Genomic DNA, 14949 nt, shown 5'->3' with positions numbered 1-14949 from the left:
CGTGACGCCGAGATGGTTACGCCCGGCGACGGCCGCGCCTAAACTGATCGCTCCCCCGGGGGCGCGAAGGAGCGGCAGATTGTTTTATCACGTGCTCAAATACGTACTTCTGGGCCCGTTGTTGAGGCTGGCCTTCCGGCCTCGGATCGAGGGCCTCGAGCACGTACCGTCGTCGGGCGCGGCCATCGTCGCCGGCAACCACCTGTCCTTCTCGGACCACTTCCTGATGCCCGCCATCCTCAAACGGCGCATCACCTTCCTCGCGAAGGCCGAGTACTTCACCGGCCCCGGCATCAAGGGCCGGCTGACGGCCGCCTTCTTCCGCAGCGCCGGGCAGATCCCGGTGGACCGCTCGGGCAAGGAGGCCGGGCAGGCCGCCATCCGTGAAGGGCTGGGTGTCCTGCACAAGGACGAACTGCTCGGCATCTATCCGGAGGGCACGCGCTCGCACGACGGCCGCCTCTACAAGGGCAAGGTCGGCGTCGCGGTCATGGCACTCAAGGCGGGCGTGCCGGTGATCCCCTGCGCGATGATCGGCACGTTCGAGGCCCAGCCGCCGGGCCAGAAGATCCCGAGCTTCCGTCCCGTCGTGATCCGCTTCGGCGCCCCCCTCGACTTCTCCCGCTACGCCGGGATGGAGAACGAGAAGGCGATCCTGCGCGCCGTCACCGACGAGATCATGTACGCCATCCTGCAGCTCTCCGGGCAGGAGTACGTCGACAAGTACGCGGCCGTCGCGAAGGCCGAGGAGAGTGCGAAGCAGGCGGAGCGGGCCCGCAGGTTCCCGCGCCTGCCGTCGAGGTGACGGGAGCGCGACGCACGCGAAGGGGGCGGCCGGAGTACCGGCCGCCCCCTCGCTGTACCGAGCCGGTTACGGCTTGGGCGTGGCGTGCGGAGCGCACGTCACGTCGGCCGCGTCCGTCTTGCCCGTGAGCAGGTAGGTGTCCACCCGCTCGTTGATGCACGGGTTGACCAGACCGGTCACACCGTGCGAGCCCGCGTCCTTCTCGGTGATCAGGCGGGAGCCCTTGAACCGCTTGTGCAGCTCGACGGCGCCCTCGTACGGGGTGGCGGCGTCATCGGTGGACTGCACGATCAGGACGGCCGGGAGACCCTTGCCGGTCTTCACGCTCACCGGGGTCTGCTGCTTGGCCGGCCACGTGGCGCAGGGCAGGTTCATCCACGCGTTGGCCCACGTCATGAACGGGTAGTCCTTGTTGAGCCGCGTGTTGTCCCGGTCCCACTTCTTCCAGCTGGTGGGCCACTTGGCGTCGGTGCACTCGACCGCGGTGTAGACGGCGTTGCCGTTCTCCGAGGCCTTGTTGCCCGCGACGTCCGACAGGTCCGGGGCGGCCGCGTCGACGAGCGCCTGGGTGTCACCGGCGACGTACTTGCTGAACACGGTCGCGACCGGCACCCACGAGGAGTCGTAGTACGGGGCGCTCTGGAAGAAGCCGATCAGCTCGGCCGGTCCGACGACGCCACCGAGCGGGTTCTTCTTCGCGGTGGCCCGCAGCTTGAGCCACTGGTCCTGGACCTCGGCACGCGTGTCACCGAGGTGGAAGGTCGCGTCGTTCTTGGCGACCCAGTCCTCCCAGTCCTTCCAGCGGCCCTCGAAGGCGACGTCCTGGTCGAGGTTGGCCTCGTACCAGATCTTCTCGCGCGACGGGTTGACCACGCTGTCGACGACCATGCGGCGGACGTGACCCGGGAAGAGCGTGCCGTAGACGGCGCCCAGGTACGTGCCGTAGGAGACGCCCAGGTAGTTGAGCTTCTTCTCGCCGAGAGCGGCCCGGATGACGTCCAGGTCGCGTGCGGTGTTCGGCGTGGTCATGTGCGGCAGCATGTCGCCGCTGCGCTCGGCGCAGCCGTCCGCGTACTCGGCGGCGAGCTTGCGCTGGGCGCGCTTGTCCGCCTCGGAGTCGGGGACCGGGTCCGCCTTGGGCGCCTTGACGAACTCCTGCGGGTCGATGCAGGAGATGGGTGCCGAGTGGCCGACACCGCGCGGGTCGAAGCCCACGAAGTCGTACGCCTTCGCGGTGTTCGCCCAGATCGGGTTCTTGTTGGTCACCCGGGTCGGGAAGCGCATGCCCGAGCCGCCGGGGCCGCCCGGGTTGTAGACGAGGGCGCCCTGGCGCTCCTCCTTGGTCCCGGTGTTGCCGATGCGGTCGACGGCGAGCTTGATCTGCTTGCCGTTCGGACGCGCGTAGTCGAGCGGCACCGTGACCCAACCGCACTGGATCGGCTTGGCGAAGCCCCAGTCGGCCGGACAGTCCTGCCAGTCGATCCCGGCCTTGGCGGCCTTGGCCGCCGCGATCGCGGCACCCCGGGCCTCCCGGTCCTGACCGTGGCGCGTGTCGGCCGCTGCCGACGGCGCCGCGACCGCACCGGCTATCAGGGTCGCGGTGACGAGCGCTCCGGCCGAGCCGAGCGCTGCCACCCGCCTAGTCGGTCTGATACCACTCAAGTGGGACCTCCCCGTACATGGTTGCGATTGGTACGGGGATCCTTTCGGCTGGGAGCCCCCTGAGAACAGGGGGGACCTGTCTTCTTTACTAATCCGATAACCGGTGCGCGTTGCTCCGTTGAGCGGAGTGGGGTGGGTCAGCCCAGCGTGCGCAGCGCTTCGTCGAGCGTCCTGCGCAGCCCCAGCGCGTCCGGCGCGAGGGCGGTCACGAGGACGGCGGGACCGCCGAGCGGGACGAGTGCGGCGGACTCCCCGAACAGCCGAGCGTCCACCGGAGCCCGCTCGAACTCGGGCCTGACGACCACGAGTTGACCGAGAGCACGATGGCCGCCCAGCACGGCGGGGCCGTCCCAGCCACCGGGCGCGCCGGGCCCGCAGGACAGCTCCTGGTCCAGCAGCGCCGTCCCGTCCAGGCACACCGTGAGACGGCTGGTGAGCCGCCCCGGTTCCTCATGGGCCCGTCCGAGCACCTGCTCCTCCCGGAAGACGAGCCGGGCACCGGCCGCCAGGTCCACCCGGGCCCGCACGCGCAGTTCACTGTCCCTGGCGGAGATCAACTGCTCGGGCATCCAGTGGAGTTCGCCCCCGGCGGCGACGGTGAGCCGGACGTCGTAGCGTGCCTCGCCCTTCGCCTGGCCCGGCAGGGCGATGGTCGCGGCGGCCGAGCCGACGTGGAGCCGGGCACCGTCGCCCGCCCGGGCCTCCACGGTGAGGTGGTCACCGCCGAGCGGTCCGCTCATCGCGCCGACGATCATCACGCGCGCCTCGGTGCCCTGCGCGCGGGTGCGGCGCAGAGCCAGCGGGCCTTCGCCCTCCAGCACCGGCAGCGAGGTACCGCCCCTGCCGTCGTGCTGGGCCGCGATCCGTGCGGTGGCCCGTACCCCTGCCGTCATGCCGTCCACGCGGCGTGGCACCGGCGCACCCAGTCGGCGACCTCCGACACCCCGGCCTCGGTGCGCAACGACTGGAAGACGACGGGCAGTTCGGCCCGCTGCGCCTTGGCGTCGGCGGCCATCCGGCCGAGGTCGGAGCCGACGTGGGGCGCGAGGTCCGTCTTGTTCACCACGAGCAAGTCTGCGGTGGTCACACCCGGGCCGCCCTTGCGCGGGATGTCGTCACCGCCGGCGACGTCGATCACGAAGATCTGCGCGTCGACGAGCCCCTTGGAGAAGGTCGCCGTCAGGTTGTCTCCCCCGGACTCCACCAGGATGAGGTCCAGGGCACCCAGCTCGTCCTCCAGGTCCTCGACCGCTTCGAGGTTGGCGGAGATGTCGTCGCGGATGGCGGTGTGCGGGCAGGCCCCGGTCTCCACGGCCGAGATGCGCTCGGGCGGCAGCACCGCCTCCCGCAGCAGGAACTCGGCGTCCTCGCGTGTGTAGATGTCGTTCGTCACGACGGCAAGGGACAGCTCGTCGCGCAGCGCCCGGCAGAGCGCGGCGACGGTCGCGGTCTTGCCGGACCCGACGGGCCCGCCGAGCCCGATGCGCAGCGCGCGACGGCTGCCGTCGGCCCGGTGGGCGTCGGCCCCGACGACGGAGGGCCCGTCGTGGAGGCGGGAGTGGTCGAGATGCATGGTGCGGCTCCTGGTCTCGGCCCGTCCGGCCGTCGAGGACGAGGCCGTCGGACCGGTACGGGGGTCCGGGGCGGAGCCCCGGACACGGAACGGGCAGGACGGAGGGGACACCCCCTCCCGGGACATCAGGAAGCGAACAGCCGCACGGACCAGGCGGCGTGCGCCTGGGCCCCGATCTCCAGCAGCGGAGAGGCGGCGGCCGGCAGCGCGTCGACCCCGTCGGCGGGCACCCGCCGGGCGGCGTCGGCCGCGGCGCGTGCCACGAGGTCCAGCTCGGGTGCGAGCCGGGCCAGTACGGCGGTCGCCTCGAAGGGGTCGAGGCTCAGCAGCCGTACCGTCGCCGTGACGGGACCGCTCACGCTCTCGTACACCGAGCAGTAGGCGGCGTCGTCCGGCTCCAGTCCGGCGGCCCGGGCGGCCACCCCCAGGACGACGGGCTGGTGGGCTCCCTTCGGGAACTGCCGCACCAGCTCATCCAGTTCGGGGCTCGCCCAGGCCGCGCGGGCGGCCCGCACGAGTTGCCGCCCGAGCCGTCGCGCGGCGGCGCGCAGCGCGGGTGACGGGGTGCGGGCGTCCGCCGCCGAGTCCAGCGCACGGGGATCGGCGCCGGCCGCCGCCGCCGCGGTCAGGGCGGCCGACACCAGACCGGTGGTGTGCAGCCGTCCCCGGCAGAAGTCCTCGAGGCTCGCCGCGCCGGTGATCCGACCGGCCTTGACGGCCGCCTCGGCCCCGCCGGAGTGGGCGTGCCCCCCGGCGGGAAAGCGGCCGTCCGCCAGGAGGAGCAGTGCAGCGCGCGACATCAGAAGAGGAAGTAACGCTGGGCCATGGGCAGTTCCGCCGCCGGTTCCGCCTCGACCAGCTCCCCGTCGATGTGCACGGCGAAACTGTCGGGGTCGATGCGCACCTGCGGGCGCGCGCTGTTCTCCCGCATGTCGGCCTTGGTCACCGCCCGCGTCGACTCGATGGACACGAAGCGCTTGCCGAGCCCGAGCCGTTCGGACAGCCCGTCCTCGATCGCGGGCTGCGCCACGAAGTTGAGCGAGTTGGCGGCCGGAGCCCGCCCGATCGCCCCGAACATGGGCCGCGGCAGGATCGGCTGCGGGGTCGGGATGGAGGCGTTCGCGTCGCCCATCTGCGCGTAGGCGATCTGCCCGCCCTTGATGACGAGGTGCGGCTTGACGCCGAAGAAGGCGGGTTCCCACAGCACGAGGTCGGCGAGCTTGCCGGTCTCCACGGAGCCGATCTCGCGGGCGAGGCCCTGCGCCAGCGCCGGGTTGATCGTGTATTTGGCGACATAGCGACGTACCCGGTGGTTGTCCGCGCGTCCGTCGCCGGGGAGCGCTCCGCGGCGGCGCTTCATCACGTGAGCCGTCTGCCAGGTGCGCATGACGACCTCGCCGACCCGGCCCATCGCCTGGGAGTCGGAGGAGATGATGGAGATGGCGCCCAGGTCGTGCAGGATGTCCTCCGCCCCGATCGTGGAGGGCCTGATCCGGGATTCAGCGAAGGCCAGATCCTCGGGGACGGACGGGTTGAGGTGGTGGCAGACCATCAGCATGTCGAGGTGTTCCTCGGCGGTGTTGACGGTGAACGGCCGGGTCGGGTTCGTGGAGCTGGGCAGCACGTGCGACTCGGAGACCACGGTCATGATGTCCGGGGCGTGACCGCCGCCCGCGCCCTCCGTGTGGTACGCGTGGATCGTCCGGCCGGCGATGGCCGCGAGGGTGTCGCCGACGAACCCGGCCTCGTTGAGCGTGTCCGTGTGAATGGCGACCTGGACGCCCGTGCGGTCGGCCACGGTCAGGGCGGCGTCGATCGCGGCGGGCGTCGACCCCCAGTCCTCGTGGATCTTCAGGCCGAGGGCCCCGCCGCGGATCTGCGACAGCATCGCCTCGTGGGAGACGGTGTTGCCCTTGCCCAGCAGGCCGATGTTGAGCGGGTACTGCTCCATCGCCTCCAGCATGCGCGCCAGGTGCCAGGGGCCGGGCGTGACGGTGGTGGCCTTGGAGCCCTCGGCGGGGCCGGTGCCACCGCCGACCAGGGTCGTGATCCCGGACGCCAGCGCCTCGTCGGCGATCTGCGGGCAGATCAGGTGGACGTGCGCGTCGATGGCACCGGCCGTCACGATCCGGCCGTTGCCGGCGATGATCTCGGTCTCGGGCCCGATGACGAGGTCGGGGTGGACGCCGTCCATCGTGTCGGGGTTGCCGGCCTTGCCGATGCCGGTGATCCGGCCGTCGCGGATGCCGACGTCGGCCTTGACGACGCCCCAGTGGTCGACGATGACGACACCGGTGATCACGGTGTCCGGGGTGCCCTCGGCACGCGTGGCACGCGCCTGGCCCATCGACTCCCGGATGACCTTGCCACCGCCGAACACCGCCTCGTCACCGGCGCGTCCGGGTCCGCCGCAGCGGTCCTCCTCGATCTCGATCAGCAGATCGGTGTCGGCGAGCCGGATCCGGTCGCCGGTGGTGGGTCCGAACAGGTCGGCGTACGCGGCACGCGAGATCTCAGGCATCGAGGGCACCTCCGGTCTCCCCCCGCAGTCCGGGCACCACGCGGGCGCCGGCGAGCGGAACGAGGGCGACCTCGACGGGGATCCCCGGCTCGAAGCGCACGGCCGTGCCGGCGGCGACGTCGAGCCGCTTGCCGCGCGCGGCGGCCCGGTCGAAGTCCAGGCCGGGGTTGGCCTCGGCGAAGTGGTAGTGGGAGCCGACCTGGACGGGCCGGTCGGCGGCGTTGAGGACGGTCAGCCGGGTGACCTCACGGCCTTCGTTGAAGGCGACGGGTCCGTCGGCGAACAGGATCTCTCCGGGAATCATCGGGCCGCTCCCCCGTCAGACGATCGGGTCGTGGACGGTGACGAGCTTGGTGCCGTCCGGGAAGGTCGCCTCGACCTGGACGTCGTGGATCATCTCGGGGATGCCCTCCATGACGTCGTCCCGGGTGAGCAACCTGCGTCCGGAGGACATGAGTTCGGCGACGGTCCGGCCGTCCCGGGCGCCTTCGAGGATGTGCGACGTGATGAGGGCGACGGCCTCGGGGTGATTCAGTCTCAGTCCGCGGGCCCGGCGCTTCTCGGCCACGTCGGCGGCCACATGGATCAGCAGCCTTTCTTGCTCGTGCGGGGTCAGTTGCACGGCGTCCCACCTCACAGTCCTCGCTCCGGACCGTGCGGGGTCCGGCTGCCGCAGCCACCGCGCCGGGATAGGTGTAACACACAGACAGATTGCGCGATCGCACTCAATCCGGATACAAAAACCCCTGGTGGCGTGGATCGGCAGGCTAGTTGGACGGAGTTTCAAGTACGTTAACCAGCCCTTGATCCACTCATGACCGCGAGCTGGGTTCCCCCATACTCGTCAGGCCGCGCAGCCCCTCCTGGACGACGTCGGCGGGCACGGCCCCGAACAGCGCCATCTGCGCGACGAACCCCTGAGCCAGCGCGATCATGGTCCGGGCGACACTCTCGGCCGGGACGTCGTCCCGCATCATCCCCGCCGCCTGGTACCCCTCGACCACTTTCACCCAGACGGCGCGCACTTTGGCGAACCCCTCACCGAGCACCGCCGCCAGGGCGTCGTTGCGCAGGGTCTCGGTCCACACCTGGACGATCAGCCGCGGAAGCGGGGTGGACCGGTCGTGCGCCGGCCCGCGCCCGGCCCCCAGCACCTCGTCGAGGACGCGCCGCACGAGCATGTCGGGCGGCGGGGGCGGGCTCTGCCGGGCGGCCTCCTCGAAGCTGTCGCGGACCTGGTCCAGCACCTCGGTGACGATGGCGGCGATCAGCTCCTCCTTCCCGCTGAAGTAGCGGTAGACGGCTCCCGCGGAGAGGTCCACCTCCTTGAGGACGTCCTGCATCGACGTGGCGTGGAACCCGTTGCGGGCGAAGCAGAGCGCCGCGCCGTCGAGGATCTGCCGTCGGCGGGCATCGAGGTGTTCCTGGGACACACGGGCCATGGCAGCAAAGTAAAACGAACATTCCTTCTTGACAAGCCACGGGAGTCGAAGGAGAGTGGGGACAACTAAAACGAACGATCATTCTTTTTACATCCCGCTGCTCGATGCCCGACCCGAGCCCCAGCGTCCGTAGCGAATCGAGGAGGACCATGTCCGCCACCACCTCCGCCCCGCCCACCGGGGCACCCGCGCCGTCCGTGCCGCGAGGCCGTCGCGTGGTCGCGGTCATCGTGCTGGTCCCGGTTCTGGTGGCCCTGGCGCTCTGGGCCTTCGCCTGGCCCTCCGCCCGGCTGGCCCCGCACGATCTCCCGCTGGGCGTGGCCGGCCCGGCGAACGCCGCCGGGTCGCTGCAGGAGCGACTGGAGGCCCGCCCGGGCGCCTTCGAGGTCCACCGGTACGCCGACGAGGCCGCGGCCCGGGACGCCATCGCGGACCGGACCGTATACGGAGCGGTGGTCGTCACCGACCGGGGTCCCGAGCTGCTCACCGCGTCGGCCGCGAGCCCGCTCGTGGCGCAGTTCCTGCAGCAGGCGATGGCCGAGCAGGCACCGAAGGGTTCCCGGATCAGGACGACCGACGTCGTCCCCACCGCTGCCGGAGACCCGCGCGGCGCCGTGCTGGGCGCCAGTGTGCTGCCCCTGGCGCTGGCGGGTGTGGCGGCCGGTGCGGTCACGACACTGCTCGGCCTGCGCGGGGTGCGCGCGGTCGTCGCGCTGACCGGGGCCGCCGCCCTGGTCGGGCTGGTGGCCGCGTCCCTCGCGGACAGCTGGCTCGGCGTGCTCTCCGGGGACTGGTGGGCCGAGGCCGCCGCGTTCGGCCTGTCAACCCTGGCGGTGAGCGCCGCCGTCGCGGGACTCGCGGCCCTCGCCGGACCACCCGGGATCGCGGTCGGGGCCCTGCTGGTCGTCCTGCTCGGCAACCCCTTCTCGGGCGCCGCCTCCGCCCCCGAGATGCTGCCGGAACCCGTCGGGGCGATCGGCCAGTGGCTGCCGCCGGGTGCGGGGACGTCCCTGCTGCGTTCCGTCTCGTTCTTCGACGGCGCCGCGGCGACCGGCCCCGCACTGACGCTGGCCTGCTGGACCGCGCTGGGCCTGGGCGCCGTCCTGCTGCGCGGCCTCCCCGCGGGGCGCCGCACGGCCCCGCGGGCCGCGGCCGACCGCGAACGGGAGCCCGCACCGGCGCGCTGACCCCGGCCGGCGAGCGCGACCCCCGCGGGCGCCGTGCCCCGAAAAGCAGACCGTGCCCCCGCCGTAGCGGACGGGGGCACGGTCGTGCCGTACGGGGCGGGGATGCGGCCGGGTCGAGGTGCGCGGCGCAGGGTCGTCCGCGCGGCCGGGCGCCGGGGGTCTAGGAGGTCGGTCCCCGATGCTCGGCGGCGATGCCGAAGCGGTGCCGCTCGCGCGCGACGGGGGTGATCTCGCGGACGTTGGAGACGGCGCCGACCACCTGCTCGTCCGCCGTGTCGGGGAGCTTTTCGAGCCGCTCCAGGTCGGCGGCGGAGACCAGGGCGACCAGGGGCTTCCCGTGCCGCGTCACGACGACCCGTTCGCCGCCGTACACCACGCGGTTGATCAGATCGGCGAGCTCAGCCCTGGCTTGCGTCACCGGAATCTCGTAGGCCATGTTCCCCAGCTTAGACCTGGGGTCCGGGACCTCCCGAGAACGCGGAGAGGGCCCTCCATCCCCGCTGCGAGCGGCTCGGCGGGCTCTCTGCTGTCAGCGAGAAACTCCGCCCGCCCTCTGTACGCCTTGTACATTTTTTACAGGAGCCCCCAGAGGAGGCGCGAGCCATGAACGAACCGTCAGATCGCCATGTCCCGCCCGAGTTCACCGAACATCCCGGCGCGGGCACCGGGACGCCGGCCCCCCATGCGGAGCTGTTCGACGAACGGATCGTCCTCCTCGGTACGCCGATCGACGACACGTCGGCGAACGACGTGGTGGCCCGGCTCGTGCACCTCCAACACCAGCACCCGGACCGGGACATCTCGCTGTACATCAACTCCCCCGGCGGCTCGTTCCGGGCGATGGCGGCGATCTACGACACGATGCGGTCCGTGACCTGCGACGTCGAGACGGTCTGCCTGGGCCGGGCCGAGTCCGCCGCGGCGGTGCTGCTGGCCGCGGGCACGCCGGGCAAGCGGGCCGCGCTGCCCGGTGCGCGCATCCTGATCCGCCGGCCCTCGGCTTCCGGGCCGATGGCGGGCCGGGCGAGCGATCTGGCGCTGCGCGCCGCGGAGTCGGCCCGCACCCGCCGGACCCTGGAGGAGATGCTCGTCCGGCACACCGGGCGAAGTCCCGAGCGGATCGCCGCGGACGTCGAGCGGGACACGATCCTGGACGCGCCGGCGGCGGTGGCGTACGGGCTGGTGGACCGGGTCGTGCCGGGCCGCAGGCCGCCGGGTGTCCCGGCCGACGGGAGGTGAGGCGCGGATGCTGCCACCCGAACTGCCTCCCCTGCCCGCGCTCACCCGCGCCGAGGCGGAGTTGATCGACCGTTACCTCGACGTCGTCGATCTGCTCGGCCGGATCAACCCGGCGCGCCCGGGGGACACCTATCGCGGGCTGCGGGCCGCCCAGGCGCTGGTCGCCAAGGCGACGGCGCTGCGGGACGCGCTCACTCTGATGCACCAGCGGGGCGAGAGCGAAGTGCACGCGCCGACCCTCGCCCGGGCACTGCGGGTCCTCGACGGCGAGCGGCGGACCGCGCGCGTCGCCCTGCCGCCGGCGGCGGACGCCTGACGCGCCCCGGGCCGGGGCAGCCGGTGCCGCCCCGCGCGTGACGACGGCCGACTGACACACCGGCAACCCGGGCCGGTCCGGGCGCACTCGACGTGACGTCCGGGCCGGGACTCAAACGCACCGAACGGCGTACCCCCCAATGGCGTAGACGCGCACCCTTTTCCGAGCCCCCCCGACTTGCGCAACGCGCGTACACCAAGGCCGGAATGAAGCGTTCCGCCGCAGGTGCGAGCATGGTCGACACCCCCAACCCCCGTTCGAATTGGGGGGTGTCCACCCGAACGGGTGAGTGGTGAGTAACCCCACAAATCCCCGGTTCCGTTCGGATTTTCCGACATCCATGAGTGAAGATCCCTCCGACGACAAGCCCCCGCCACAGCGGCGGGGCGGTCCGGGCGGACGCCGAGTCCTGCCGCCGCCCGGATGACCGGTCGACAGAAGTGGATCGGCAGGAGTGGAGGACCCAGCACGACGGTCCGCCGGAGAGATCCGGGCGGTCCTTGGGGTGAAGCCGCACACCGCGGCCGGGCTACTTCGCCAGCCCGAATCCGACAGGTCATCCTTCACAGGCGGCTGACGAAGGGTTGCGCATGACTGCGCTCAATCGTGTCCCGTCGCTGTGGACCAGGGCCGGTACGGCCTCGGCCCTCACCATCGCCGCCGTGGGCGGCAGCCTCGTGGTACCCGGCGTCGCAACCGACGCCGCGGCCGCCTCGACGGCGACGAAGGCACTCCAGATCGCGGCCTCCAAGAAGGGTGCCCCGTACAAGTACGGCGCCACGGGGCCGCGTCGCTTCGACTGCTCCGGGCTCACGCTCTACTCGTACAAGAAGGCCGGCAAGAAGCTGCCTCGTACGGCCGCGGCGCAGTACAACAAGACGAACCACGTCTCCGCCTCGCGCCGCAAGGCCGGCGACCTCGTCTTCTTCCACTCGGGCCGGAACGTCTACCACGTCGGCATCTACGCCGGGAAGGGACGGATCTGGCACTCGCCGAAGACCGGAGAGGTCGTGAAGCTCACGAAGATCTGGACGAAGAGCGTCTGGTACGGCCGGGTCGGCTGACCCGTGCCGGAGGGGCGACGGCAGGAGTCGTCGCCCCTCCGGGGGCGTGACCACGGCCCTCGGCGGATACTCGTCCGCACATGGCCGACCGACACCCTCAGCCCGCGCGGAACGAGACGCCTCCCGAGCGCGCCGACCGCAACTTCGCCGAGCTGCTCCAGGAGCTGCGCGTCGTCCAGACCGGCGTGCAGATCCTGTTCGCCTTCCTGCTGACCCTGGCGTTCACCCAGCGGTTCCCGTCCCTCGACACGGTGCAGCGCGCCACGTACGTCACCACGCTGCTGCTCGCCGTGCTGGCCGCGGCCCTGTTCGTGACGCCGGCGGCCCTGCACCGCTCGCTGTTCCAGCAGAACGCCAAGGCCACCATCGTGCGGGTGTCCTCGGCGCTGGCCTCGGCCGGGCTGTGCGTCCTGATGTTCGCGTTCACCGGCTCCGTCCTGCTCGTCGTGGACGTGACCCTGGGCAGGGGCGCGGGGATCGGCGCGGCGGCCGGCACGCTGGCCGTCTGCGCGGCGCTGTGGGGCGTCCTGCCCCGGCTCGTGCGGCGCACCCTCCGGTCGACGGGGTCTCCGGCAGGTTCACGGGACCGGGAAGCGTCGTCGCGCCGCCCGTGACGGCCGCGGCAGCCCTGGACCGCCCGGAATGCCCAGGCGGCCTCCCGGGCGGTCCAGGGGGCGGCGCGGCCACCGGAACAGGCACCAGGGCCGGCCCGACCACGATGAAGGCCGGCAGCGGGGTCCTCGGGAGCGCGGGGCGGTGCCGGCCGGGGCGCGCCGGGCCGAGCGGCGGTGGGTGCCGGGCCAGGAGTGGCGGAGGCGCCGGGTGCCGTGTCCATCGTCCGCGAGCCGGGGGTACGGCAGTCGCGGCGTCAAGGCTCCTGTCCGGCCGTCACCGGCTGGGCGGGGATCGACCAGGGCAGCTCGATCGCGACGGTCTTGCCGCCCTCCCGGGTGGGCCGGACGATCATCTTCCCGCCGCACTCGGCGGTCAGCCAGCGGATGATGACCAGGCCTCGGCCGTTGTCCTGCTGGACCGCGGCGGGCAACCGTTTCGGGAGCCGCGGATGGCTGTCGGTGACGCCGATGCGGAGGTGCTCGTCCCGTTCGAGAGTGAGGTCGACGGTGAACGTCGGGGACTGGCCGAGGGTGTGCTGGACGGCGTTGGTGGCGAGCTCGGACACGATCAGGCGGACGGTTTCGGCGACTTCCGCGTCACCGGGCAGACCCCATTCGGCGAGGACGCCGGTGACGTATTTTCGGGCCGCGGAGACCGAGGCGGGATCGCTCGGCAGAGTGACGGATGCTTCCTGGTGATCTGCCATGGCGACGTCGTCCCTTTCCCACGGGACCCGTAGTCCGACACGGAGCGGATGGTTCGAGTACGGTCCCGGACTGGTGCTTCGCGCCAGACTGCCACCACCGCAGGCGTCGCGGGCGCGATCCACCGAGATATGCATATATCTGTCGCTCGAAGCGGTGAACTCTCCGACGAGCGAGCCCATTTGGCCGGGCACCGGGCTCATCCTCTACCGTCGCCGTGAACGCCGCTCAGCGGGCGGAAGGAGGCGGCCATGCGACACGGTCCAGCGGTGCGGCGCCGCAAGCTGGGCGCCGAACTGCGCGCGCTGCGCACCCGGGCGGGACTCACCAGCGGCCAGGCGGCCCGGCTCGTCGGCTGGCACCAGTCGAAGGTGAGCCGGATCGAGACGGGCACCAGCGGCGCGAAGCCGCCGGACGTGCGCCGGCTCCTCGACGCGTACGGCGTCCGCAGTCCCGAACTGCGGGAGCTGCTCGTGGGACTGGCCGGCTCCGAGGGCGGCGGACGTCACCACTGGTGGCACGCCTACCGGGGTGTACTCCCCCCGGCGTACCGGGACTTCATCAGTCTGGAGTCGCAGGCGAGCACCATGCGCACGCTGGAGACCTCCGTGGTGCCCGGACTGCTGCAGACGCCCGAGTACGCACGGGCGGTCACCCGGGCCGCCGTGGAGGGGCTGGAGGACGGCAAGCTGAACGCTCTGGTGGAGGTGCGGCTGGCCCGGCAGGACGTGCTGCGTTCGAATCCGCCCCTGGAACTGAGCGCCGTGCTCGACGAGGCCGTCCTGCGGCGGACGGTCGGCGGACGTGCGGTGATGGAACGGCAACTGGAACGTCTGCTGGAGGCGGCGCACCTTCCTCAAGTGCGGCTGCAGGTGCTTCCGTTCGCGTTCGGAGCCCACATCGGAATCACCGGACCTTTCGTTATCTTCTCGTTTCCGAACACTTCTGATCTGGATGTGGTTGTTCTTGACCACATGACGAGTAGCCTCTATCTCGAACGGAAAGAAGACCTCCAGGCCTACAGCGAGGCCTTCGACACCCTTCGGATCCACGCCCTTTCGCCCGAGGAGTCCGTGGATTACATCGCCGCGATACGTGACGGCGCGTGAGGAGGCACCATGCCCGCACTGCCTCGGTACGTACCTTCCAGTACCTCTCTGCACGGCGTGCGGTGGCTGCGCAGCAGCCGCAGCACCGGTATGAACAACTGCGTCGAGACCGCGCTGCCGGGACCGGGCCCCTGGGCCGGACTGGTGGCCGTGCGCGACTCGAAGAACACCGCGGGGCCCGCCCTGCTCTTCGCCCCCGCCGCCTGGGAGGGGTTCATCGCCGCACTGAGCTGACTCCCGGCCCCCCGCGCCCCGCGGGTCCCTCGCACCGGACCGCCGAGCCGGTGGCCGCCGCGTTCACCGCGTCCGGCTGATCACCCGTACGGCGTGCTCGATCTGCTCCTCGGTCAGGTCGGCGCGGGCGGTCAGCCGCAGCCGCGAGATGCCGTCGGGTACGGACGGCGGCCGGAAGCAGCCGACGGCGAGGCCCGCCTCACGGCAGTCGGCCGCCCAGGCCACCGCCCGCTCCGGGGACGGTGCCCGCACGGAGACGACGGCGGCGTCCGGCCGTACCGCCTCCAGGCCCTCGGCCGTCAGACGCGTGTGCAGGGCCGTCGCCACTTCGCGGGCCCGCGCCGCCCGCCCGGGCTCGGGGGGGGGGGGGGGGGGGGGAGGGGAGGGGGGGGGGGGGGGGGGGGGGGGGGGGGGGGGGGGGGGGGGGGCCGCAACACAGCGGGGGAGGAAGACGCTCTGTCCTGTGGCGGTGTGTTGC

The 14949-nt window shown here is 72.1% G+C and carries 18 protein-coding genes, 1 pseudogene and 1 riboswitch; of the genes and pseudogenes, 8 read left to right on the top strand and 11 right to left on the bottom strand.

From position 1 onward, the window contains the following. Window positions 1-79 precede the first annotated feature (79 nt). Window positions 80-805: a lysophospholipid acyltransferase family protein gene (locus ACZ4NT_RS12010; RefSeq protein ID WP_121408529.1), complete on the top strand. Its 726-nt coding sequence runs from the start codon at window positions 80-82 to the stop codon at window positions 803-805. Between the two features lie 66 nt (window positions 806-871). Here the strand turns inward: ACZ4NT_RS12010 and ACZ4NT_RS12005 are convergent, their stop codons facing one another. The 8 genes from ACZ4NT_RS12005 to ACZ4NT_RS11970 form a co-directional block, all read right to left on the bottom strand. Next, window positions 872-2467: an alpha/beta hydrolase gene (locus ACZ4NT_RS12005; protein WP_121408530.1), complete on the bottom strand. Its 1596-nt coding sequence runs from the start codon at window positions 2465-2467 to the stop codon at window positions 872-874. Window positions 2468-2604: 137 nt separating this feature from the next. Further along, a complete protein-coding gene (locus ACZ4NT_RS12000; RefSeq protein ID WP_121408720.1) occupies window positions 2605-3360 on the bottom strand; it encodes an urease accessory protein UreD in 756 nt (251 codons plus the stop codon). Further along, window positions 3357-4040, bottom strand: a complete 684-nt coding sequence (ureG, locus tag ACZ4NT_RS11995; protein WP_121408531.1) for an urease accessory protein UreG — start codon at window positions 4038-4040, stop codon at window positions 3357-3359. Before ureG ends, ACZ4NT_RS12000 begins: the two co-directional genes overlap by 4 nt. A 125-nt stretch (window positions 4041-4165) precedes the next feature. Continuing rightward, complete coding sequence (locus ACZ4NT_RS11990; protein WP_467724989.1) at window positions 4166-4840, bottom strand: urease accessory protein UreF; 675 nt, start codon at window positions 4838-4840, stop codon at window positions 4166-4168. Further along, window positions 4840-6561: an urease subunit alpha gene (locus ACZ4NT_RS11985; protein ID WP_467724987.1), complete on the bottom strand. Its 1722-nt coding sequence runs from the start codon at window positions 6559-6561 to the stop codon at window positions 4840-4842. Before ACZ4NT_RS11985 ends, ACZ4NT_RS11990 begins: the two co-directional genes overlap by 1 nt. Further along, complete coding sequence (locus ACZ4NT_RS11980) at window positions 6554-6865, bottom strand: urease subunit beta (protein WP_121408534.1); 312 nt, start codon at window positions 6863-6865, stop codon at window positions 6554-6556. The genes ACZ4NT_RS11985 and ACZ4NT_RS11980 overlap by 8 nt, the downstream gene beginning before the upstream one ends. 15 nt (window positions 6866-6880) lie before the next feature. Further along, entirely contained in the window at window positions 6881-7183 is a 303-nt protein-coding gene (locus tag ACZ4NT_RS11975; RefSeq protein ID WP_121408721.1) for an urease subunit gamma, read from the bottom strand. Between the two features lie 190 nt (window positions 7184-7373). Continuing rightward, window positions 7374-8003, bottom strand: a complete 630-nt coding sequence (locus tag ACZ4NT_RS11970; protein ID WP_467724984.1) for a TetR/AcrR family transcriptional regulator — start codon at window positions 8001-8003, stop codon at window positions 7374-7376. 149 nt (window positions 8004-8152) lie between these two features. On the opposite strand from ACZ4NT_RS11970, the gene ACZ4NT_RS11965 reads away from it, so the two are divergent. Then, a complete protein-coding gene (locus ACZ4NT_RS11965; RefSeq protein WP_467724982.1) occupies window positions 8153-9190 on the top strand; it encodes an ABC transporter permease in 1038 nt (345 codons plus the stop codon). A 160-nt stretch (window positions 9191-9350) separates the two neighbouring features. Here ACZ4NT_RS11965 and ACZ4NT_RS11960 read toward each other — a convergent pair whose 3' ends face one another. Then, a complete protein-coding gene (locus ACZ4NT_RS11960) occupies window positions 9351-9626 on the bottom strand; it encodes a type II toxin-antitoxin system Phd/YefM family antitoxin (protein WP_121408537.1) in 276 nt (91 codons plus the stop codon). Window positions 9627-9793: 167 nt separating this feature from the next. On the opposite strand from ACZ4NT_RS11960, the gene ACZ4NT_RS11955 reads away from it, so the two are divergent. The 4 genes from ACZ4NT_RS11955 to ACZ4NT_RS11940 all read left to right on the top strand — a co-directional run bounded on the left by ACZ4NT_RS11955 (window position 9794) and on the right by ACZ4NT_RS11940 (window position 12423). Further along, a complete protein-coding gene (locus ACZ4NT_RS11955; protein ID WP_467724980.1) occupies window positions 9794-10429 on the top strand; it encodes an ATP-dependent Clp protease proteolytic subunit in 636 nt (211 codons plus the stop codon). Window positions 10430-10436: 7 nt separating this feature from the next. Beyond that, a complete protein-coding gene (locus tag ACZ4NT_RS11950) occupies window positions 10437-10745 on the top strand; it encodes a hypothetical protein (protein WP_121408539.1) in 309 nt (102 codons plus the stop codon). Window positions 10746-11167: 422 nt separating this feature from the next. Further along, window positions 11168-11332, top strand: a riboswitch (cyclic di-AMP (ydaO/yuaA leader). A 3-nt stretch (window positions 11333-11335) separates the two neighbouring features. Then, on the top strand, window positions 11336-11809 hold the full coding sequence (locus ACZ4NT_RS11945; RefSeq protein ID WP_121408540.1) for a C40 family peptidase: 474 nt from the start codon (window positions 11336-11338) through the stop codon (window positions 11807-11809). A gap of 80 nt (window positions 11810-11889) precedes the next feature. Beyond that, entirely contained in the window at window positions 11890-12423 is a 534-nt protein-coding gene (locus ACZ4NT_RS11940; RefSeq protein ID WP_467724977.1) for a DUF6328 family protein, read from the top strand. A gap of 254 nt (window positions 12424-12677) precedes the next feature. On the opposite strand, the gene ACZ4NT_RS11935 is transcribed toward ACZ4NT_RS11940, so the two are convergent. Further along, window positions 12678-13130 carry an ATP-binding protein gene (locus ACZ4NT_RS11935; RefSeq protein ID WP_121408542.1) on the bottom strand — a complete coding sequence of 151 codons (453 nt, stop codon included), beginning with the start codon at window positions 13128-13130 and terminating at the stop codon, window positions 12678-12680. Window positions 13131-13379: 249 nt separating this feature from the next. Between ACZ4NT_RS11935 and ACZ4NT_RS11930 the strand changes: the two genes are divergently transcribed. Next, complete coding sequence (locus tag ACZ4NT_RS11930) at window positions 13380-14237, top strand: helix-turn-helix domain-containing protein (RefSeq protein ID WP_467724974.1); 858 nt, start codon at window positions 13380-13382, stop codon at window positions 14235-14237. Between the two features lie 9 nt (window positions 14238-14246). Further along, the gene (locus tag ACZ4NT_RS11925) at window positions 14247-14471 is read left to right on the top strand and encodes a DUF397 domain-containing protein (RefSeq protein WP_121408544.1); all 225 of its coding nucleotides are present in this window, start codon (window positions 14247-14249) and stop codon (window positions 14469-14471) included. A 63-nt stretch (window positions 14472-14534) separates the two neighbouring features. Here ACZ4NT_RS11925 and ACZ4NT_RS11920 read toward each other — a convergent pair. Continuing rightward, window positions 14535-14828, bottom strand: a pseudogene (locus ACZ4NT_RS11920) (aminotransferase class I/II-fold pyridoxal phosphate-dependent enzyme); the annotation flags it as partial. Window positions 14829-14949 lie beyond the last annotated feature (121 nt).

Source organism: Streptomyces sp. NPDC026417 (assembly GCF_055567695.1).
Note: the sequence above shows the minus strand (reverse complement) of the source record. Positions and strands in the feature narration are given on the sequence as shown.